Source organism: Serratia sp. Nf2 (genome assembly GCF_003028435.1).
Taxonomy (GTDB): Bacteria; Pseudomonadota; Gammaproteobacteria; order Enterobacterales; family Enterobacteriaceae; genus Serratia; species Serratia marcescens_L.
Window position 1 is genome coordinate 70,250 of record NZ_PYTW01000007.1, and the last position, 20,463, is coordinate 90,712.

At 60.9% G+C, this 20,463-nt stretch carries 19 protein-coding genes; 8 read left to right on the top strand and 11 right to left on the bottom strand.

What is annotated here, in order from left to right; genetic code table 11:
* Positions 1-43: 43 nt before the first annotated feature.
* The 3 genes from rhtC to pldA are packed head-to-tail and all read right to left on the bottom strand — an operon-like array spanning position 44 to position 3,431.
* The gene (rhtC, locus tag C9411_RS16270) at positions 44-664 is read right to left on the bottom strand and encodes a threonine export protein RhtC (RefSeq protein WP_016929486.1); all 621 of its coding nucleotides are present in this window, start codon (positions 662-664) and stop codon (positions 44-46) included.
* 12 nt (positions 665-676) lie between these two features.
* Entirely contained in the window at positions 677-2,509 is a 1,833-nt protein-coding gene (gene recQ, locus C9411_RS16275) for an ATP-dependent DNA helicase RecQ (RefSeq protein WP_033636658.1), read from the bottom strand.
* 43 nt (positions 2,510-2,552) lie between these two features.
* Positions 2,553-3,431 (bottom strand): phospholipase A, encoded by an 879-nt coding sequence (gene pldA, locus C9411_RS16280; protein WP_063989073.1) that lies wholly within the window; start codon positions 3,429-3,431, stop codon positions 2,553-2,555.
* 203 nt (positions 3,432-3,634) lie between these two features.
* Between pldA and C9411_RS16285 the strand changes: the two genes are divergently transcribed.
* Together C9411_RS16285 and rarD are read left to right on the top strand one after the other, a co-directional pair.
* Positions 3,635-4,105, top strand: a complete 471-nt coding sequence (locus C9411_RS16285) for a thioesterase family protein (protein ID WP_004934267.1) — start codon at positions 3,635-3,637, stop codon at positions 4,103-4,105.
* Positions 4,106-4,171: 66 nt separating this feature from the next.
* Positions 4,172-5,059, top strand: a complete 888-nt coding sequence (rarD, locus tag C9411_RS16290; RefSeq protein WP_025304876.1) for an EamA family transporter RarD — start codon at positions 4,172-4,174, stop codon at positions 5,057-5,059.
* A 16-nt stretch (positions 5,060-5,075) separates the two neighbouring features.
* On the opposite strand, the gene corA is transcribed toward rarD, so the two are convergent.
* Positions 5,076-6,026 (bottom strand): magnesium/cobalt transporter CorA, encoded by a 951-nt coding sequence (gene corA / locus C9411_RS16295; protein ID WP_063989074.1) that lies wholly within the window; start codon positions 6,024-6,026, stop codon positions 5,076-5,078.
* A 445-nt stretch (positions 6,027-6,471) separates the two neighbouring features.
* Here corA and C9411_RS16305 point away from each other — a divergent pair, with 445 nt between their 5' ends.
* Complete coding sequence (locus tag C9411_RS16305; protein ID WP_063989075.1) at positions 6,472-6,948, top strand: WbuC family cupin fold metalloprotein; 477 nt, start codon at positions 6,472-6,474, stop codon at positions 6,946-6,948.
* 42 nt (positions 6,949-6,990) lie between these two features.
* Here C9411_RS16305 and uvrD read toward each other — a convergent pair whose 3' ends face one another.
* From uvrD to C9411_RS16335, 6 genes are all read right to left on the bottom strand, one after another.
* Positions 6,991-9,153, bottom strand: a complete 2,163-nt coding sequence (uvrD, locus tag C9411_RS16310; protein ID WP_033649640.1) for a DNA helicase II — start codon at positions 9,151-9,153, stop codon at positions 6,991-6,993.
* 78 nt (positions 9,154-9,231) lie between these two features.
* Positions 9,232-9,948, bottom strand: a complete 717-nt coding sequence (yigB, locus tag C9411_RS16315) for a 5-amino-6-(5-phospho-D-ribitylamino)uracil phosphatase YigB (RefSeq protein WP_038874105.1) — start codon at positions 9,946-9,948, stop codon at positions 9,232-9,234.
* Complete coding sequence (gene xerC, locus C9411_RS16320) at positions 9,948-10,859, bottom strand: tyrosine recombinase XerC (protein ID WP_016929495.1); 912 nt, start codon at positions 10,857-10,859, stop codon at positions 9,948-9,950. Before xerC ends, yigB begins: the two co-directional genes overlap by 1 nt.
* Positions 10,856-11,569, bottom strand: coding sequence for a DUF484 domain-containing protein (locus tag C9411_RS16325; protein WP_049203609.1), 714 nt, complete (start codon positions 11,567-11,569; stop codon positions 10,856-10,858). The genes xerC and C9411_RS16325 overlap by 4 nt, the downstream gene beginning before the upstream one ends.
* Complete coding sequence (dapF, locus tag C9411_RS16330; protein WP_063989077.1) at positions 11,566-12,390, bottom strand: diaminopimelate epimerase; 825 nt, start codon at positions 12,388-12,390, stop codon at positions 11,566-11,568. Before dapF ends, C9411_RS16325 begins: the two co-directional genes overlap by 4 nt.
* Before the next feature lie 71 nt (positions 12,391-12,461).
* On the bottom strand, positions 12,462-12,668 hold the full coding sequence (locus C9411_RS16335) for a lipoprotein (protein WP_301336322.1): 207 nt from the start codon (positions 12,666-12,668) through the stop codon (positions 12,462-12,464).
* A gap of 78 nt (positions 12,669-12,746) precedes the next feature.
* Here C9411_RS16335 and cyaY point away from each other — a divergent pair, with 78 nt between their 5' ends.
* The gene (cyaY, locus tag C9411_RS16340; RefSeq protein ID WP_015376263.1) at positions 12,747-13,067 is read left to right on the top strand and encodes an iron donor protein CyaY; all 321 of its coding nucleotides are present in this window, start codon (positions 12,747-12,749) and stop codon (positions 13,065-13,067) included.
* A gap of 36 nt (positions 13,068-13,103) precedes the next feature.
* Here the strand turns inward: cyaY and C9411_RS16345 are convergent, their stop codons facing one another.
* The gene (locus C9411_RS16345; protein WP_107227495.1) at positions 13,104-15,656 is read right to left on the bottom strand and encodes a class I adenylate cyclase; all 2,553 of its coding nucleotides are present in this window, start codon (positions 15,654-15,656) and stop codon (positions 13,104-13,106) included.
* A 316-nt stretch (positions 15,657-15,972) separates the two neighbouring features.
* On the opposite strand from C9411_RS16345, the gene hemC reads away from it, so the two are divergent.
* From hemC to hemY, 4 genes are read left to right on the top strand one after another with little or no spacing between them, the layout of a single operon-like run.
* Positions 15,973-16,914 (top strand): hydroxymethylbilane synthase, encoded by a 942-nt coding sequence (gene hemC / locus C9411_RS16350; RefSeq protein ID WP_063989079.1) that lies wholly within the window; start codon positions 15,973-15,975, stop codon positions 16,912-16,914.
* Positions 16,911-17,651, top strand: a complete 741-nt coding sequence (gene hemD / locus C9411_RS16355; protein WP_063989080.1) for a uroporphyrinogen-III synthase — start codon at positions 16,911-16,913, stop codon at positions 17,649-17,651. Before hemC ends, hemD begins: the two co-directional genes overlap by 4 nt.
* A 22-nt stretch (positions 17,652-17,673) precedes the next feature.
* Positions 17,674-18,798 (top strand): uroporphyrinogen-III C-methyltransferase, encoded by a 1,125-nt coding sequence (gene hemX, locus C9411_RS16360; RefSeq protein WP_063989081.1) that lies wholly within the window; start codon positions 17,674-17,676, stop codon positions 18,796-18,798.
* 3 nt (positions 18,799-18,801) lie between these two features.
* On the top strand, positions 18,802-19,998 hold the full coding sequence (hemY, locus tag C9411_RS16365; RefSeq protein ID WP_063989082.1) for a protoheme IX biogenesis protein HemY: 1,197 nt from the start codon (positions 18,802-18,804) through the stop codon (positions 19,996-19,998).
* Positions 19,999-20,463 lie beyond the last annotated feature (465 nt).

The window sequence follows — 20,463 nt, forward strand, 5'->3', positions numbered from 1 at the left end:
AAGGCCGGGCATCGCTGCTCGGCCTTTGGCGTTTCACTGCCGGTCAACGGGTAAAGATCAGGTGTAACCCGAAGCCGGTAAACAGCACGCCCGCCACCCCGTCTATCCACTTGGCCAACCGCTGATAGCCGCGGCGCATCGCCGGCAGCGCAAACACCACCGCCACCAGGCTGAACCAGACGAAGGTCTCGGCGACGATCAGCAAGAACAGCCCCCAGCGCGCCCCGGCGCCGACGCTGTCGCCGACGAACAGCGAGAACACGCTGCCGAAATAGATCACCGCTTTCGGGTTGGACAGATTGGTCAGGAAACCGCGAATAAAGCTGCGCCCGGCCTTCGGCAACGCCACCTGGGCCTCCGCCGCCGGCTGCGCTTGCTGCGCCCGCGCGGAGCGCAGCAGCTGCCACCCCATCCAGCACAGGTAAATGCCGCCGCCGACCATGATGATCTGATGCAGCCAGGCCATCTTCTGCAGGATCAGATGCAGCCCCATCAACGCCACGCCGGCCCACACCACGATGCCGAGCGAAATGCCGACTACGCCCATCATCGCCTCGCGGCGCGAGCGGCTGGCGGCGGTTTGCGACACGAAAAAGAAGTCCGGCCCCGGGCTCATCAGCGCAATCAGATGCACCAGCGCCACGGTGAGAAACAGCATCAGCATGATTTATCGCCCTCAGTCTTCATCATTGTCGAGATGGTCGCGGATCATCGCCATAAAGGGCGCGCCGAAACGCTCCAGTTTGCGCTGGCCGACGCCGTTGACGCTCAGCAGATCGCCGGCCTTAATCGGCATCTGTTCGGCCATTTCCAGCAGCGTGGCGTCGTTGAACACCACGTAGGGCGGAATATTTTCTTCGTCGGCGATCGACTTGCGCAGTTTGCGCAGCTTGGCGAACAGCTTGCGATCGTAATTGCCGCCGTAGGATTTCTGGTTGGCGCTGCCGCGCGACTTCAGGCTCTGGATACGCGGCACCGCCAGCTGCAGCGCCACCTCGCCGCGCAACACCGGACGCGCCGCCTCGGTCAATTGCAGCGCCGAGTGCATGGCGATGTTCTGGGTGATAAAACCCAGGTGGATCAGCTGGCGCAGCACGCTGGTCCAGTGTTCGGTGGTTTGATCGCGGCCGATGCCGTACACCGGCAGCTTGTCGTGACCGTATTCGCGAATGCGCTGGTTGTTGGAGCCGCGCAGCACTTCCACAATGTACCCTAGGCCGAAGCGCTGACCGACGCGGTATACGCAGGACAGCGCTTTGCGCGCATCCTCCAGCCCGTCGTAACGTTTGGGGGGATCGAGGCAGATGTCGCAGTTGCCGCAGTTCTCGTGCTTGCCTTCGCCGAAGTAGTTGAGCAGCACCAGGCGGCGGCAGGTTTGCGCCTCGGCGAACGCGCCCATGGCGTTCAGCTTGTGGCGCTCGATGTCCAACTGCTGCCCGGCGGGTTTTTCCTCCAGGCAGCGGCGCAGCCAGGCCATGTCGGCCGGATCGTACAGCAGGATGGCTTCGGCCGGCAGGCCATCGCGCCCGGCGCGGCCGGTCTCCTGATAATAGGATTCGATATTGCGCGGGATGTCGAAATGCACCACGAAGCGCACGTTAGGTTTATTGATGCCCATGCCGAAGGCGACGGTGGCCACCACCACCTGCAGATCGTCACGCTGGAACGCTTCCTGCACCTGCGCGCGGCGATCGTTGTCCAGCCCGGCGTGGTAGGCGCCGACGCTCAGCCCGCGGCTTTGCAGGCGCGCGGCGGTGTCTTCCACCTTGGCGCGGCTGTTGCAATAGATAATGCCGCTCTTGCCGCGCTGATCCTGCACGAAGCGCCACAGCTGATCGAGCGGTTTGAATTTTTCCACCAGCGTGTAGCGGATGTTCGGCCGGTCGAAGCTGCTGACCTGCACCAGCGGATCCTGCAACGACAGCAGGCGCACGATATCACCGCGGGTGGACTCGTCGGCGGTGGCGGTCAGCGCGATCACCGGCATCGACGGGAAGCGCTGTTTCAGCTGACCCAGCGCGCGATATTCCGGCCGGAAGTCATGGCCCCACTGCGAAATACAGTGCGCCTCATCCACCGCCAGCATCGCCGGCGGGCAGTGGTCGAGCAGGTTGAGGAAGCTTTCCATCATCAGCCGTTCCGGCGCGATGTACAGCATCTTGATGGTGCCGTTGCGGCAGCCGGCCATGACGTCCAGCTGCTCCTCACGGGTTTGCGTCGAGTTATAGCAGGCGGCGGAAACGCCGTAGGCCAACAGTTGGTCGACCTGATCCTTCATCAGCGAGATCAGCGGGGAAACCACCAGCGTCAGGCCGTCCATCACCAGCGCAGGGATTTGGTAGCACAACGACTTGCCGCCGCCGGTCGGCATTACCACCAGGCAATCCTGCCCGCCGATCGCGGCGTTGATAATCGTTTGTTGGCCCGGACGGAATTGCTGGTAGCCGAAGGTATCGCGCAATACCTGCTCGGCCAGCAACTCTCTGTTAATCACTGCTGCGGTTGACACACACTTCCCCATTTTTTCATCGGTACACACCCACCGGGTATGATTACATAATATCGTTCAGCATGACACCAACGCCCACCCGTGTCTGCCGGAAGTTGTAGTCGATCAGCGATTCGCCGTAGCCGCTGAACACCTGGGTATAGAAACGCACGTTGCGGGTGATCGGATAGCTCCAGCCCAGCTCCGCGCCGCCGTAGCCGCTGTTCCAGTTATAGTGGCTGTCGACGCTGAACACGCTGTCGCCCCAGGCGTAACCGACCTTCAACCGGTAGTATCCCATGTATTTGGTGATGTCCGGGTTGTCATCGTTGCTCGAGCTCTCCGAGAAGCGGAACCAGGGCTTGAGATCCACCTGCCAGTTGCCGTTTTGCGCCATCAGCCGCGCATAGCCGCGATTCCAGCTGCGCGACGTCGGATCAGAGCGGCCGTTAGACTGGTGGTTAACGCCGATTTCAATATCGCGCAACGTCCAACCAGCAAAGCGGTAATCGGTCGCCCACCCTACGAACAGCTGCGGCTCGTAGTTGGTCTCGCGGAACGGTGAAGACTCGCCGCGGTTGGACAATTGCCACCAGGAGCGCTGAGTATAAGACGCGCCGAGCACCGAGTTGTCGCCGGCAATGCCCCGCCACAGCGGAAACGCCAGGCTAAGCTGGTATTTCACCTCGTCCTTGCGCGCCTTGTCGGCCCAGTTGTACGTCTTGATGGCTTCTTTGTTGATATCGCTGGTGTCGGTATACAGCAGGTAATTGGGATCGTAAGGATACAGCGTGAACGGATTATCGTGCTCCTGCAGCAGGTTGGCGATAATGCTGCCGCGCACCGCCGGCTTATCGTGAATCTGCTGCTCTTTGGCTTCCTCAGCCAATGCCAGCGCCGGCATCAGCAGCGTGGCGGAAACGATCCCTGACAAAATGCGCATAACCTCTCCTCACTCCAACGAAAAAGGGCAATCCCGGAAAAAATCAGGCCATTTTACACACAAAGGAGGCTTTCCCGCAGCGCAGGCCGGTTTTATTGGAATAGTCTGGAAAGCAACAAAGGTTAAGCATAAAATCAACATTCCATTAACCTGGACTGACCAGTTAGCTCCTTTAAAACGCAAAAGAAAAACGGAAACCCGCTATGTCGACCACAGCACTGACCCTGGAAGCCGCCCGCCGCAAGATCGGCGAAATCTTTGTCTACCACATGCCGTTCAACCGCGAGCTTGGCCTGGAGCTGCGCCGCTTCGACGATGATTACGTCGAGTTGAGCTTCACCAACCAGCGCAAGCTGGTGGGCAACGCCGCACAGGAGATTTTGCACGGCGGCGTGATCGCCGCGGTGCTTGACGTCGCCGCCGGATTGGCCTGCGCCGGCGGCGTGCTGACGCGCATGGAGCCGCTGATCGAAGAAGAGATCGCCGCCAAGCTGTCGCGCATGGGCACCATCGATCTGCGCGTCGACTATCTGCGCCCCGGCCGCGGCGAGCACTTCGTCGCCTCCGCCAGCGTGCTGCGCAGCGGCAACAAGGTCGCCGTCGCGCGCGTAGAACTGCATAACCACGACGGCCTGCATATCGCGACCGCCACCGCCACCTATCTGGTCGGCTGATGATTGTGTGCGGTGAGCGTCTTCAGTACACTCACCGCATCTTACGTTCCCCACCCGAGTGACGTCATGGACGCAAAGCAAACGCGTCAGGGCATTTTCTTCGCCCTGGCCGCCTATTTTATGTGGGGCATCGCCCCGGCCTATTTCAAACTGATCCAGCAAGTATCCGCGGACGAGATCCTCACCCACCGGATCATCTGGTCGTTTTTCTTCATGCTGGCGCTGATCACGCTGGGCCGCAACTGGCCGAAAGTGCGCGCCGCCTGCCAAAACCGCAAACGGCTGCTGCTGCTGGCAGTCACCGCGCTGTTGATCGGCGGCAACTGGCTGCTGTTCATCTGGGCGGTGAACAACCACCATATGCTGGAAGCCAGCCTGGGCTATTTCATCAACCCGCTGGTTAACGTGCTGTTGGGAATGCTGTTTCTCGGCGAGCGCTTCCGCCGCATGCAGTGGGTGGCGGTGGCGCTGGCGTTCACCGGGGTGCTGGTGCAGCTCTGGCAGTTCGGCTCGTTGCCGATCATCGGTCTGGGGCTGGCGTTCAGCTTCGCCTTCTACGGCCTGCTGCGCAAGAAAATCGCCATCGACGCCCAGACCGGCATGCTGATTGAGACGCTGTGGCTGCTGCCGGTGGCGGCGGCCTATCTGTTCCTGTTCGCCGACAGCCCCACCAGCCACCTGAGCGCCAACCCGTGGTCGCTGAACCTGCTGTTGGTCGCCGCCGGCATCGTCACCACCGTACCGCTGCTGTGCTTCACCGCGGCGGCTACCCGGTTGCGCCTGTCGACGCTGGGTTTCTTCCAGTATCTCGGCCCGACGTTGATGTTCCTGCTGGCGGTCACCTTCTACGGTGAGACCATCGGCCAGGATAAGCTGGTGACCTTCGGCTTTATCTGGGCGGCGCTGATCCTGTTCACCCTCGACGCGCTCTACACCCAGCGCAAGCTGCGCTGAGCCCGGCGCCGCCGGGTTACAGCCAGTTCTTGCGCTTGAAGTACAGGTATGGGGCCAGACCGGCCAGGATCATCAAGGTGATGGCGCCCGGATAGCCGAATGACCACCTCAGTTCCGGCATGAATTCGAAGTTCATGCCGTAGCTGGAAGCCACCAGCGTAGGCGGCAGGAACACCACCGACACCACCGAGAAGATCTTGATGATGCGGTTCTGTTCGATGTTGATGAAGCCCATCGCCGCCTGCATCAGGAAGTTCACCTTTTGGAACAGCGATTCGTTGTGCGGTAGCAGGGATTCGATGTCGCGCAGCACTTCACGCGCCTGCTCCAGCTGGCCGGTTGGCAGACGCGCCTTGCGCACCAGGAAGTTGAGCGCGCGCTGGGTATCCATCAGACACAAACGCACCTTCCAGCCGATATCTTCCAGCTCCGCCAGCGTCGACAGCGCGGCGTCGTATTCGTCGCCCTGATGCCCTTCCATGATCACCCGGCTGAGCTGTTCCAGATCGCTGTAGATGTTCTCTATCTCGTCCGCCAGCTGTTCAATCTTGGTTTCGAACAGATCCAGCAGCAGTTCGTAGGCGTTGCCTTCGAGCATGGTCTGGTTGCGGGCGCGCATGCGGTACAGGCGAAACGCCGGCAGTTCACGCTCGCGCAGGGTATACAGGCGGCCGTCGCGGATGGTGAACGCCACCGTGGAGTTGCCGGCGTGATCTTCCGCATCTTCAAAGTAGAAGAAGGAGTGGATATGCAGACCGTCTTCGTCTTCGAAGAAACGGGCGGAGGCTTCGATGTCGTCCAGTTCGGGACGCGTCGCCAGGCTTTGTCCCAGCTCATTCTGCACGCGCTCACGCTCGCCCTCTTCCGGCTCGACCAGGTCAACCCACAGCGATGACGTGAGATCATCCGAGTCGTCCAGCTCCAGACGGGACAAGCGGCGGTTATCTAATTTAAAAGCGCTCAGCATGTGCCAAAACTCCGTGAAGGTAACGGGTGCGGACAACGCGTTGAAGCACAGAAACAGAGGGGATGCGTATCACCGATTTGTTTCAGACCATGAAGAGATCTGACTCATAGCGACGCTTTGCGGGGTCGCCGACAACCACGAAGGCTATCAGCAAAAACGGAGAGCCTTAGAAGTTATACCTGCGGCGCAGGTCAGTGAGCCAGTATCTACTGGGTGTGTCCAAGGCGTCTGTCCTCAATGATAATAGTGCGCGCATGTTACGCCGAGAAGAAAAAGCCTGTCAACACGTTAGGCGGGATAATTGCGCAACAAATCATCACGATGATCAATGGCAGAAATGGCGCGTAAACCGTACTGAAAAAGTCGCGGCGATCGCTTACCGCCACCAAGAATGTTGCTAAGATGACATCACCCTGATGGTACGACAAGCATGCGGATTTAAACGATGAAACAGATTACCGCCCATGAACTGACCGCGATGAGCGAACAGGCCGCCAGCGTGGCCCGCCTGCGCGCGCACCGCACCTTACACGAAGAGCTGAGCGACCCAGTGCAACGCCTGGCGATCGCCATGGAACCCGGCACCTATATCCGCCCACACCGCCACCCGCAAACCTGGGAGCTGCTGACGCCGCTGCGCGGCCGTTTTGTCGTGTTGCAGTTCAACGATGACGGCGTGGTGACGCAGCGCACCTTGCTCGGCGAAGAAACCAAAGTGCTGGAGATGCCGGCATTTACCTGGCATGCGGTGCTGTCGGTCGATGCCGGCGGCGTGGTGTTCGAAGTGAAGCAGGGCCCGTATCAGGCGCTGACCGAAGAGGACTGCATGCAATGGGCGCCGCAGGAAGGCGGCGAAGGCACCGAAACGGTGATGCGCTGGTATGCCACCGCGCAGGTCGGCGATCGCTACCCTCACGGATAATGAACGATTGCAGGGGCGTGCCCCTGCAACTCCCCCCTCTCTTTATACCGTTTCCAGGCGAGCGTAGGCCGCCACCAGCCACTTGATGCCCTCGCCCGGGAAGGCGATCTGCAGCCGGCTGTGCTCGCCGCTGCCTTCCAGATTGACGATGGTGCCTTCGCCAAACTTGGGATGGCGCACGCGCTGGCCCAGCTTGTAGCCGGTATCGTTCTCGCTGATCGGCGTGCCCATGCGGCGGTGATTGACCGGCCGCGATACGCTGGCGCGCAGGCGCACTTCTTCCACGCACTCTTCCGGCAGTTCGCCGATAAAGCGCGACGGCCGATGGTAAACCTCTTTGCCGTACAGACGGCGCGTTTCGGCGTAGGTCAGCGTCAGCTTCTGCATGGCGCGCGTTACGCCCACATAGGCCAGACGGCGCTCCTCCTCCAGACGGCCGCCTTCATCCAGCGACATCTGGCTCGGGAACATGCCTTCTTCCATACCGACGATAAACACCAGCGGGAACTCCAGGCCCTTGGCGGAGTGCAGGGTCATCAGCTGCACCGCGTCCTGATAGGCGTCGGCCTGGCCTTCGCCCGCCTCCAGCGCCGCATGCGACAGGAACGCCTGCAGCGGCATCAGATCCTGATCTTCGTCCTGATAGCTGAACTGACGCGTCGCCGTCACCAGCTCCTCAAGGTTTTCGATACGTGCCTGCCCCTTTTCGCCCTTCTCCTGCTCATACATGATGAACAGCCCGGAATCGCGGATCACCCGGTCGGTCTGCACGTGCAGCGGCATATCGGCGGTTTCATGCGCCAGCGACTCCACCAGTTCGATGAAACGCTGCAGCGCCGAGGCGGCACGGCCGGCCAACACCTTGTCCTGCATCAGCTCGCGCGTCGCCTGCCACAGCGTCAGCTGGCGATCGCGCGCCGCCTGGCGCACCACGTCGAGGGTGCGATCGCCGATGCCGCGCGTCGGGGTGTTGACCACGCGCTCGAAGGCCGCATCGTCGTTGCGGTTGGAAATGAGGCGCAGATAAGCCAGCGCATCCTTGATTTCCTGACGTTCGAAGAAGCGCTGGCCGCCGTAGATGCGGTACGGCATCGCCGTCTGCAGCAGCGCCTCTTCCAGCACGCGCGACTGGGCGTTGCTGCGGTACAGGATGGCGCAGTCGTTCAGCGCACCGCCGTTGTCCTGCCAGGTCTTGATGCGGTTGACCACGAAGCGCGCTTCGTCGAGTTCGTTGAAGGCGCAGTAGATGGAAATCGGCTCGCCTTCGCCGCCTTCGGTCCACAGGTTTTTGCCCATGCGCCCGTCGTTGTTGGCGATCAGGGTGTTAGCCGCTTTCAGGATGTTGCTGGTGGAACGGTAGTTCTGCTCCAGGCGGATGGTTTCCGCGCCGGGGAAGTCCTTCAGGAAGCGCTGGATGTTTTCCACCTGCGCGCCGCGCCAGCCGTAGATCGACTGGTCATCGTCGCCGACGATCATCACGTTGCTGTTGCCGCCCGCCAGCAGGCGGATCCAGGCGTACTGGATGCTGTTGGTATCCTGGAATTCGTCCACCAGCACGTTGGTGAAACGTTCGCGGTAGTGGTTGAGGATATGCGGCTTGTTCAGCCACAGCTCGTGTGCGCGCAGCAGCAACTCAGCGAAATCCACCAGCCCCGCGCGATCGCAGGCTTCCTGGTAGGCTTGGTAGATGCGCAGCCAGGTGGCCTCTACCGGGTTGTTGTAGGTCTCGACGTGCTGCGGGCGCAGACCCTCGTCTTTCTTGCCGTTGATGTACCACATCGCCTGACGCGGCGGCCACTGCTTCTCGTCAACGTTCAGCGCCTTGATGATACGCTTGAGCAGCCGCAGTTGGTCGTCGCTGTCGAGGATCTGGAAATCTTGCGGCAGGTTGGCTTCCAGGTGGTGGGCGCGCAACAGACGGTGCGCCAGGCCGTGGAAGGTGCCGATCCACATGCCGCCCTGGCTGGTGCCGATCAGATGTTCGATACGGTGGCGCATTTCCGCCGCCGCCTTGTTGGTGAAGGTCACCGCCATGATCGAATACGGCGAACAGTTCTCCACCGACAGCAGCCAGGCGATGCGATGCACCAGCACCCGCGTCTTGCCGCTGCCCGCCCCGGCCAGAACCAACAGGTTGCTGCGCGGCGCCGCCACGGCTTCACGTTGTTTTTCATTCAGGCTGTCGAGCAGATCGGAGACGTCCATAGGCACCACTAATGGTTAAGGGAAAACCCGCCGGTGACGGGTTTTTCACTGGAAATTTATACAGAGTTCTGGCAGGGATTATAACAATGCTGTCAGCGATGCCAACTGCGAAATCTCAATATGCGGCAGCAGACGGCTGTCGGCGGCCTGCATCAGGCAGCGTTGCCGATCGTTGATCCAACAGGCCTGCAGCCCCGCGCGCAGCGCGCCGGCGACGTCGGTGGTCAGATCGTCGCCCACGTGCAGGATCTGCTCGGGCGCCACGCCCAGCCGCTCGACGGCCAGGTGATACATGTCCTGATACGGTTTGGCGCGCCCATCCGGCCCGGAGCGCAATACAAACTGGAAGTAACCGTCCAGGCCACACTGCGCCGGATCGGCGTTGCCGTTAGTGATCGCCACCAGCGGGTAGCGCGCGGCCAGCGCCTTCAGCGTGGCGTGGGTCGCTTCCGGCACCTCGATGCGGCTGCGCCACAGCGCAAAGTTCTGCATCGCCGCATCGGCCCCGATCGCCGCGTCGGCATCGCGCAGCCCCTGCCGGCTCAGCGCCAGATGAATGGCGCGCCAGCGCCACTGGGTGACATCGTGGTAGATCTCCGGATCCTGCTCACGCAGTTCCTGGCGCAGGCGGTGGAAATCCGCCGACTGGAAGCTGTTCAGGCCGGGATGGTAGCTCTGCAGGAAGGCCACCGACTGTTGTTCGGTCTGTCTAATCACCGGGCGATTGTCATACAGCGTATCGTCCAGATCGAAAGTCAGCGCCGCCAGCGGGCGCAGCGGGCGATAAAAATGCATCAGGATTTCCCCCGTTTGGCACGCGGATGCGCGGCATCGTACACGTTCGCCAGATGTTGAAAGTCGAGGTGGGTATAAATTTGCGTGGTGGTCAGGTTGGCGTGGCCGAGCAGCTCCTGCACCGCGCGCAGATCGCCGCTGGACTCCAGCATGTGGGTAGCGAAGGAGTGACGCAGCTTGTGCGGGTGGATATGGCTGTTGACGCCCTGTTTCACGCCCCATTCGGCGAAGCGCTTTTGCACGTTGCGCGTCGAGATGCGCCGCCCCTGATTGGACAGGAACATCGCGTCATCTTCCGGCCCGAACAGATCGCGCATCGCCAGCCAGTGTTCCAGCCAGGTGACGGCGGTGCGTCCGATCGGCAATTTGCGCTCTTTGCTGCCTTTCCCCATCACCCACACCTCGCCGGCGGCCATATCGACATGGCGGCAATCCAGCCCCACCAGTTCGGAGAGGCGCAGACCGGCGCCGTACATCACCTCCAGCATGGCGCGATCGCGCACCGCCAACGGATCGTTGAGATCGATCTCCAGCAGCTGGTTCATTTCATCAACGTCGATGTTTTTCGGTAGATGGCGGCCGCTGCGCGGCGTGCGGATGCCTTTGGCGGGGTTGGCGTGCAATACGCCCTGGCTGACCAGCCAGTCGAGGAAACTGCGCAGCGAAGAGAGCCGCAGCGCCAGGCTGGCGGACTGCAGGCCGGCCCGTTTGCTGCGCGCCGCCAGCATGCGTACCCGGGCGGCGTCCAGCGCCGCCCAGTCGGTGACGCCGATCTCCTGCGCCAGGCGCATCAGCGCCGCCAGCTGGCGCGAATAGCTGAGCTGCGTCAGCGGGCTGAGTTGCCGTTCTACCTTGAGATAACGCAGAAAAGCGTCCACCGGCTGCTGCAGGCTGGGCGCAATCGGCGTCATGCGCGTTCGACCCAGCGTTCCAGCAGCTCCGGCAGCATGCGCGCCAGTTGATTGAGCATCACCGTGCCCATGCCCTGCTGATAGTGTTGCGTATCGCGGCTGCTGAAGATCACCATGCCCAGTTCGCCGTCGTCGCCCAACATCGACAGCGCCACCGAGCCAATCTGGCCAATCTGTTTGGCCTGCGGCAACAGCAGCAGCAGTTCGGGGCCGTTCAGACCGCCGAGGTAGTGTTGTTCGCTGCCCAGCCGCTGAATGCGGAACGGCTCGAACGCCGAGCGCGTCAGCGCCAGGTGGGTAAAATCGGAAGGCGCGCCGATATTCCAGCGCTCGGCGAACAGGCGCACCGTGGCGCCGGCCAAACCGAACCCGCGCGCCCAGCGCTGCAGCCGGTTGAGCATGTCCTGCAGGCTGTCGGCGGTGGCCAGATCGGCCTGCAGGTGCAGCAGCCTGGCGAACAGCCCTTCGTTGGCGCTGGCCTGCTCCATCAACAGCGTGATCTCTTCTTCCAGCCGTTCGATGTGATTGCGCTGGCGGGCCAGATGCCATTCCACCAGCGAAACGGTGCCGCGCACCGGGTGTGGCACGCGCATCTGCTCAACCTGGCGCGCGTTGCGAATAAAGAAATCCGGGTTCTGCAGCAGATACTGCATCACGGTGTCGTCATCCAGCGCCAGGCCGGCGACGCTCTGTTCTTCTACGCTTTTCATAGATGAATAAATCCGTCATAGACATGGGTTGCCGGGCCGGTCATAAACAGCGGGTTGCCCGGCCCTTTCCAGCGAATATGCAGGCTGCCGCCCGGCAGTTCTACATGCACCTCTTCTGACAGCAATTCCTGTTGGATCCCCACCGCCACCGCCGCACAGGCGCCGCTGCCGCAGGCCTGCGTTTCGCCGGCGCCGCGCTCGTAAACGCGCAGCTTGATGTGATCGCGGCTGACCACTTGCATAAAACCGATGTTGGCTCGTTCCGGGAAGCGCTCATGCCCTTCCAGCACCGGGCCGAGCAGCTCCACCTTGGCGGTTTTTACATCGTCCACCTGCAGAACACAATGCGGGTTGCCCATCGACACCACGCCGCACAGCACGGTATGTTCCGCCGCGCGCATGATGTAGGTCTTTTCAGCCTTGGCGGCGCGGAACGGCACCGCCTGCGGGTCGAAGTTCGGCTCACCCATGTTGACGCACACCCGATCGTCGTCGGTGACGCTGAGCACCATGCGCCCGGTTTGGGTGCTGACGCGGATGTCGCGTTTGTTGGTCAGCCCTTTCAACCGCACAAAGCGCGCGAAGCAGCGCGCGCCGTTGCCGCACTGCGCCACTTCGCTGCCGTCGGCGTTGAAAATTCGGTAGTGAAAATCCAGCTCGGGATCGTAAGGCGGTTCTACCACCAGCATCTGGTCAAAGCCGACGCCCAGGTGCCGATCGGCCAGCCGGCGGATCAGCTCAGGTGAAAAATAGACATTCTGTGTAACGGCATCGACCACCATAAAGTCGTTGCCCAGACCGTGCATTTTGGAGAACTGCATATCATACTCCGCTATCTGGACGCGCTATCCGTCTTGATTTTGCGGCGGCGCTCGCTACCGCAAACAGGGTGTTACTGGTCGACCATCGACGGTTTTTGCTGAGAGCCAGACTGCTCCTGCTGGTTCTTTTGCACCTGATCGCCCGTTTGCACCGGCGGCTTGGCCGGTTTCTGGCTGGCGGGATCGGCAGGCGGGAAGTAAAGCGGGCCTTTCAGACCACAGCCGACGAGGCCGGTAACCAGAACTGCCATCAGCGCATAGCGTAGTTGTTTTTTCATTTGCATTAATGCCTGTAATTCATGCGTCCAAGGTCTCTATAATCGCAGGTGGATCATGAAAAGCAATAGGAATTGAATATGAACGACAGCGAGTTTCACCAGTTGGCCGACCAGCTGATGCTGAATATTGAAGAGACACTGGACGATTTTGACGGCGATGCGGATATCGATTACGAAACCAATGGCGGCGTAATGACGCTGAGCTTCGAAAACGGCACCAAAATCGTCATCAACCGCCAGGAGCCGCTGCACCAGGTGTGGCTCGCCACCAAGGCCGGCGGTTACCACTTCAACTACCGCGACGGCGTTTGGCTATGCGATCGCAGCGGGCAGCCGTTTTATCAGCTGCTCAGCGAAGCGGCCAGCGCGCAGGCCGGCGAGGAACTGCGTTTTTCCTGAGGCTAAGCAGGGCTCGGCAACCGAGCCCTTGCGGCGTCAATGCAGCTGGAACTGCTGTTTCAGCGGCTGAGCGGCGCCATCGGCCACCGTCACGCACAGGCTGGACAGCACATTGCTGCGGAACGGGATTACCTGCGTGCGCCCATCGAGTTGCACGATCTGATAAAACTGCGGCAGATTGAAGTTGATGAAGCTGGAGCCGTAGGTGAAGCGATCGTGCGACGAGGAATAGAAGCGGCTGACGTCGCGCACCAGCTCCTCTTTACTGCCCTCGCAGTGGTGATACACCTCTACCCGATTCGACTCATCCAGAATATAGATGTTGAAGCCCTTGTCGTCTGAGGTGTCTTCGAAGAAGAACTGGATGATCCCCTCGCTGGCGAAGCCATCCACCACCGGCGGCAAATGCACCTGATCGGTTTCCACCTTGATAGACAGGCCGTGCAGCTTGTTATTGGAGATGGCGCCGTAAAACTCCACCGCATTCTCCAGCTTTTGCACCGATACGCTCAGGCGCTCGAAGAACAGCCCCCAGGTCTGCCCGGCGACGCGTACCGCCTTGAAGCGGCCGGGCTCCAGGCGGGTGCTGGACAGGCGCAGCTCGATGCACTCCGACACCAGCTGCTGGATACGGGTGCGGATCAGGCCGCGCAGGTGCTGGCTGTAGCAGAACACTTCCACCGACTCCGGCGGCGCGGCGTCCTGGTGCATTTTGCCGAGAATGGTTTTCAGCGCTTCCAGCACCGACTGCTCGCCGCTGAAATGCAGGGTACGCACTTCGTTCCAGGAGTTGCGGTACAGCAGATCGATGCTCCCCACCAGGCACTGTTGCTGCTGGCCGAAGCTGAACACGTCCAGCTTGCGGAAATCGAAGTGCACCACCTGATTGCGGAAGGCGGCGGTCGGATCGTTTTCCAGGTTGACGATGATCGCCAGATGGCGAATTTCGCACGGGCTATACAGCGCTTTCGGCGTCGGCGCCGGCAGGCGCAGCGGGAAGTGATGGGAAACGTCGGCCACCAGTTCCTGCAGCTTGGCGGTGTCGCACAGGTTGCCGCTCTTGATGTGCAGGCGGGTCTGCGGGGTCAGCAGGCCGTTGAAATAGGCCCAGGCCACCAGCTTGTTCAGGTAGCGGTTATATTCCAGCGGTTGATGGCTGACGATCGAATCCATAGCCGGCGCCTGATTATACAGGTACCAGCCGGTGCGGTTGGCGCGGCCAACCGGCACGTGAATAAAGGTTAAATCGTTTTCCGACAGGTCCGGCGAAATCTGCGGGTTCACCAGCGTCACCTTGCCGGGCAGCGCTTCGAACGCCGCGTACAGTTTGCGGGTCAGCACGCCGATATCCTGCGGGCTGGCGCTGACGCTGAGGTTGTTGCGGCGGGCGAAACGGATCAGGTTGCGGTAGCTCTGCATCATCGCGTCGAGCAACTCGTTATGCGCTTCGCGCACTCGCTCGATTTTCCAGTTGGCGCGGTTGTCCAGCATCGCCAGACGCTCTTCGCTCCAGCCCCACTCGCTGACCAGTTGGCTGAGGATCTCGCGCCGCCAGCCGACGCAGGCATTGGCCAGCGACAGCTTTTCACACACTTTCAGGTAGAAGCAGCGGCGGGCCAGATCGAGGCGGGTGGTGTCGTTGATGTCGGTCAGGTAGCGGGTCACGCGCTCAAGCATCATGCAGTAGGCGTCTAGCCCGAAGCTGACGATCTCACCCTGATGCAGCCGGTGTTTGATGTCCGTCGCCAGCAGCTGGGTATTGGGGTATTCCCAGGAATAGGCTTCCAGCAGCAGGGTCTTCAGCACCGCCTTGTAAGGCGAATCGATGCTCTTGTACAGCTGCCACAGGCTGGCGCCGAAGTACTCTTCCGCCGACAGCGAACTCAGGCCGCCGAGATCCAGCCACTCGTTCGGCGTGAGCGCCCCTTGCGCGTACAGCGACAGCACGTATTCATCGTAGTGCGCTTCTTCTTCGCCCGGCACCATGTTCCACAGGATGCGTTTGCCGGCCAGGCGCACCGCGGTGCGATAGAATTCGTCGAGCAATAGGATATGCTGCGTCGAGCCGCAGTCTTCGCCGCCCAGGCTGCCGCTTTCATTATGGCGGAAGCGGTTTTCGTCGATCAGGAAGAAGCTGACTTCCACCCCCATCGAGGCGGCCCACTTCTCAAGCAGGCTGCATTTTTGTTGCAGGCGGGTGCGTTCTTCGTTGTCCAGCCAGGACTGGTGGCAGACCCAGATGTCGAGATCCGAGCTGCAGCTTTGGCCGATAGACGAAGTACTGCCCATCGAATAGACGCCGGTGATCGGCAGCTCGCCGCTGGCCGGTTTGTCAAACGGGCTACCCCATTTGTCTTCTAAATCGTTCAGGTAATCTTGTTGAGTTTCATCAGGCGTGTAGAGGCAAATGCCGTGGGGAACGTTACCGTTCAGGTAACCCGGCATCAGCGGGTGGTGGTGGTGCAGTAAGGTGGGCAGCAGACTGTATACCCGTTGAAACGCGGGCTTCATAGCCGCCAGGGCGCGATCGACGCGTAGCTGATTGATCGCATCCAGTCTCTGCTTCAATGTCTCGATGTAGAGGTACAAGACGTCTCGCCTGATTATCCCGGTGTTTAGAAAAAAACCCGTATTCCATAAGCGCCGTTAGTGTAAGAAGAATATTTGGCGACTTATTGCTGGAAACGTGATCAATTTAACACCTTGCTGATTGACCGTAAAGGAGGTAACGCTTCACAATTATTGTAGCGCTTCCCTAAACGATTTACCCGCAGTGTTAACTGCCCCAAAGCACATCACACGTCCCTTTGATTCCGTTGTCCTTTTTCCGCCTCCGGCTTCTTGCACTGACAGTATTGGCTCTCAGTGGTAGGATGGATGGCGAAATATAAAAACGGTAACAAGCATGTTAGACAAAATTATTCGAATTGCCACCCGACAAAGCCCGCTTGCACTCTGGCAAGCACATTATGTGCAGCAACGTCTGATGGCCAGCCATCCCGGCCTGCAGGTCGAGTTGGTGCCGATGGTGACGCGCGGCGACGTTATTCTGGATACGCCGCTGGCGAAAGTCGGCGGTAAAGGCCTGTTTGTTAAAGAACTCGAGCTGGCGCTGCTGGAAGGCCGCGCCGACATCGCCGTGCACTCGATGAAAGACGTGCCGGTCGATTTCCCTGCCGGCCTCGGTTTGACCACCATTTGCGAACGCGAAGATCCGCGCGACGCTTTTGTTTCCAATCGTTTCGCCTCGCTCGATCAACTGCCGCAGGGCAGCGTGGTCGGCACCTCCAGCCTGCGCCGCCAGTGCCAGCTGCGTGAACGCCGCCCGGATCTGATCGTGCGCGACCTGCGCGGCAACGTCGGCACTCGCCTGGCCAAGCTGGACAACGGCGACTACGACGCGATTATTCTGGCGGTGGCCGGTCTGAAACGCCTGGGCCTGGAGCAACGCATCCGCAGCCCGCTGAGCGCCGAAGAGTGCCTGCCGGCGGTCGGCCAGGGCGCGGTCGGCATTGAATGCCGCCTCGACGACAGCGTCACCCGCGCGCTGCTGGCGCCGCTGAACCATGCAGCTACCGAAACCCGCGTGCGCGCCGAACGGGCGATGAACACCCGTCTGGAAGGCGGTTGCCAGGTGCCGATCGGTAGCTATGCCGAACTGGATGGCGACAGCCTGTGGCTGCGTGCCTTGGTTGGTGCGCCGGACGGCAGCCAGATGGTGCGCGGCGAACGCCGCGGGCCGGCCACCGAGGCCGAACGGATGGGCGTTGAGCTGGCGGAAGAGCTGCTGGCGCGCGGCGCGCGCGAGATCCTGCGCGAGGTTTACCAGGGAAATCCGCCGGCATGACGATCCTGGTAACCCGTCCATCGCCTTCGGGCGAGCGGTTAGTGAGCCGGCTGCGCGCACTCGGCCGGGTTGCCTATCATGCACCGCTGATCGACTTCGCCCCCGGCGGCGATCTGCCTAAGCTGCCGCAGGCGTTGCAGCAGCTTGGCGCAGGCGATCTGGTGTTCGTGCTGTCGCAGCATTCGGTGAACTACGCCGATTCTGTCATCGGCCGCGCCGGGCTGAGCTGGCCCGCGCACCTGGCCTATTACGCTATCGGCCGCACCACCGGGCTGGCGCTGCACCGCATCAGCAGTTTGCCGGTGGAATACCCGCGCGAACGCGAGATCAGCGAAACGCTGCTGCTGCTGCCGGCGCTGCAAAAATTGGCGGGCAAACGCGCGTTGATTTTGCGCGGCAACGGCGGCCGTGAGCTGCTGGGCACGACGCTGAGCGAGCGCGGCGCCGACGTCAGCTATTATGAATGCTATCAACGTAGCCCGGTGCACTACGACGGCAGCGAGCAAAGCGCCCACTGGCAGCGTGCCGGTGTGGATACGCTGGTGGTGACCAGCGGTGAAATGTTACAACAGCTCTATACTTTAGTTCCTGATTACTATCGTTCTTCATGGCTGCTGCGTTGCCGCCTGGTAGTAGTGAGCGAACGCCTGGCTACCCTCGCCCGGGACTTGGGCTGGCGTACGATTCGGGTAGCTGACAACGCCGATAATGACGCGCTGATCCGCGCGCTACAATAATCTGACTATGGGATGTGCCACTATGACGGAACAAAATACCCCATCCGCCCCGGTTGAAGAGCCAACCAACGCGGTTGAGAGCTCCCAGCAGCCAGCCGCTGCCAGCCGCAAAGGCAAGAATACCGGCCCGGTGCTCGGCGCGATCGCTATCGTGCTGGTCATCGCCCTCGGCGCGGGCGGCTATTACCACACGCACAAGCAAGCGCAACAGCTGATCGCCGCCAATCAGGCGCTGCAGCAGCAGCTTGAAGGCGTGAAACAGAGCCAGCAGCAGGAAAGAAATGCGCTGGAAGGCCTGTTGCAGCAGCAGGGTAAAACCCTGGACGCCGCCGATCGCGAGCAGGCGAACCTGGCGCGCCAACTGAGCGAACTGCAGGAAAAAGTAGCGACCATCTCCGGCAGCGACGCCAAAACCTGGCTGCTGGCGCAGGCCGATTTTCTGGTGAAAATGGCCGGCCGCAAGCTGTGGAGCGATCAGGACGTGACCAGCGCCGCCGCGCTGCTGAAAAGCGCCGACGCCAGCCTGGCGGACATGAACGATCCGAGCCTGCTCGAGGTACGCCGCGCCATTACCGAAGACATCAGCACACTTGCTACACTGACCCAGGTCGATTACGACGGCATCATCCTCAAGGTCAATCAGCTGTCCAATCAGGTGGATAACCTGCGTCTGGCGGACAACGACACCGACGAAGCGCCGATGGATCAAAACAGCAGCGAGCTCTCCGGTTCGATCGGCGAATGGCGGCAGAACCTGGCCAAGAGCTGGCGCAATTTCATGGCCGACTTCATTACCATCCGCCGCCGCGATACCAGCGCCGAGCCGCTGCTGGCGCCGAACCAGGACATCTACCTGCGCGAAAATATCCGTTCGCGCCTGCTGGTGGCCGCGCAGGCCATCCCGCGCCACCAGAACGAGACCTACAAGCAGTCTCTGGAAACTGTCTCTACCTGGGTGCGCGCTTACTTCGACACCACCGATCCAGCGACCAAAGCCTTCCTGGAAGAGCTGGACAGCCTGAGCCAACAGTCGATCTCGATGGACGTGCCGGATCAGCTGAAAAGCCAGCCGCTGCTGGAAAAAGTGATGCAGACCCGGGTGCGCAACCTGATGACCCAGTCCCCTGCCGCTCACCAGGAGGGTTAAGCCATGTTACGCGTGTTATTTCTGTTCCTGGTGGTGATCGCCAGCGTGGTGCTCGGACCGATGTTGGCCGGGCATCAGGGCTATGTGCTGATCCAGACCGACAATTACAATATCGAAACCAGCGTCACCGGCCTGGTGATTATGCTGGTGCTGCTGTTCGTGGTGCTGCTGGCGATCGAGTGGATCCTGCGCCGTCTCTTCCGTACCGGCGCCCGCACGCGCGGTTGGTTTATCGGCCGCAAGCGCACCCGCGCACGCCAGCAAACCAAAGCCGCGCTGATCAAGCTGGCGGAAGGCGACTACAAGCAGGTTGAGAAGCTAATGACGCGCAACGCCGACCACGCCGAACAGCCGGTGGTGAACTACCTGCTGGCCGCCGAGGCCGCACAGCAACGCGGCGACGACTTCCGCACCAATCAGTATCTGGAGCGCGCTGCCGAAGCGGCCGACACCGATCAACTGCCGGTGGACATCACCCGGGTTCGCATCCAGCTGGCGCAGGGCGAGAACCACGCCGCGCGCCACGGTGTCGATCGCCTGCTGAATCAGGCGCCACGTCATCCGGAAGTGTTGCGTCTGGCGGAACAAGCCTATCTGCGCACCGGCGCCTACGCGTCACTGCTGGAAGTGCTGCCGTCGATGCGTAAAATCGAACTGCACAGCGAAGAACAACTACTGGCGTTGCAGCAGCAGGCTTACATCGGTCTGATGAATCAGGCGATGGCGGACGAAGGCAGTGAAGGCCTGAAGCGCTGGTGGAAAGATCAGAGCCGCAAGACGCGTCACGAGGTGCCGCTGCAAATCGCGATGGTGGAACACCTGATCGAATGCAACGACCACGAACTGGCGCAGGAGATTGTGCTCGACAGCCTGAAGCGCCAATACGACGAGCGCCTGGTGCTGTTGCTGCCGCGGCTCAAATCCGGCAACCCCGAACAGTTGGAAAGAGCGCTGCGTCAGCAGATGAAACAACACGGCGCGACGCCGCTGTTGAACAGCACGCTGGGGCAGCTGTTGATGAAGCACGGCGAGTGGCAGCAAGCGGCCGACGCCTTCCGTGAAGCGCTGAAACAGCGCCCGGATGCTTACGACTACGCCTGGTTAGCCGATACGCTGGAGAAACTGCATCGTTCGGATGAGGCGGCGCAGATGCGCCGTGAGGGGCTGATGTTGACGCTGAAACAGAACGGCGGCGAATAACGCCCTGCCCGAGTGAGTGAGAAAAGCGCGGCCCCGATGCCGCGCTTTTTTTTGCCCCGGGGTTTTCTGTGGCGCAAAAAAAACACTTGCCGTAGGGCAAGTGTATAAAGAAGCAATCAGGTCTAGGACAACAGGGGCGGTGCCTCACTCAACGTTCTGCCCTGAGCGTGATGACGGGTTAGTCATCGTTCTCGTGGGCGATAGGCACCCTAAATCGGCTCTGCGTCATTCCCAGGGTTTATGAGGCCTAAGGCGAACATAAGAGGTGGAATGAGCATCTACGCTATAGATATTGCATTTAGCGTGCCAACTTTAAAATTGAGGCTCCCTCATAGGAAAATAGAGCTCAATATATTGAAAATATTGATTTTTTATTTAACTCTTCCTTTCCCGTCAAAAACGACTCTCTGGCGTTCCTTGTTAACGGCCTTTATCAAGTTGTCGCCTCAAAACGACGACTTAAGC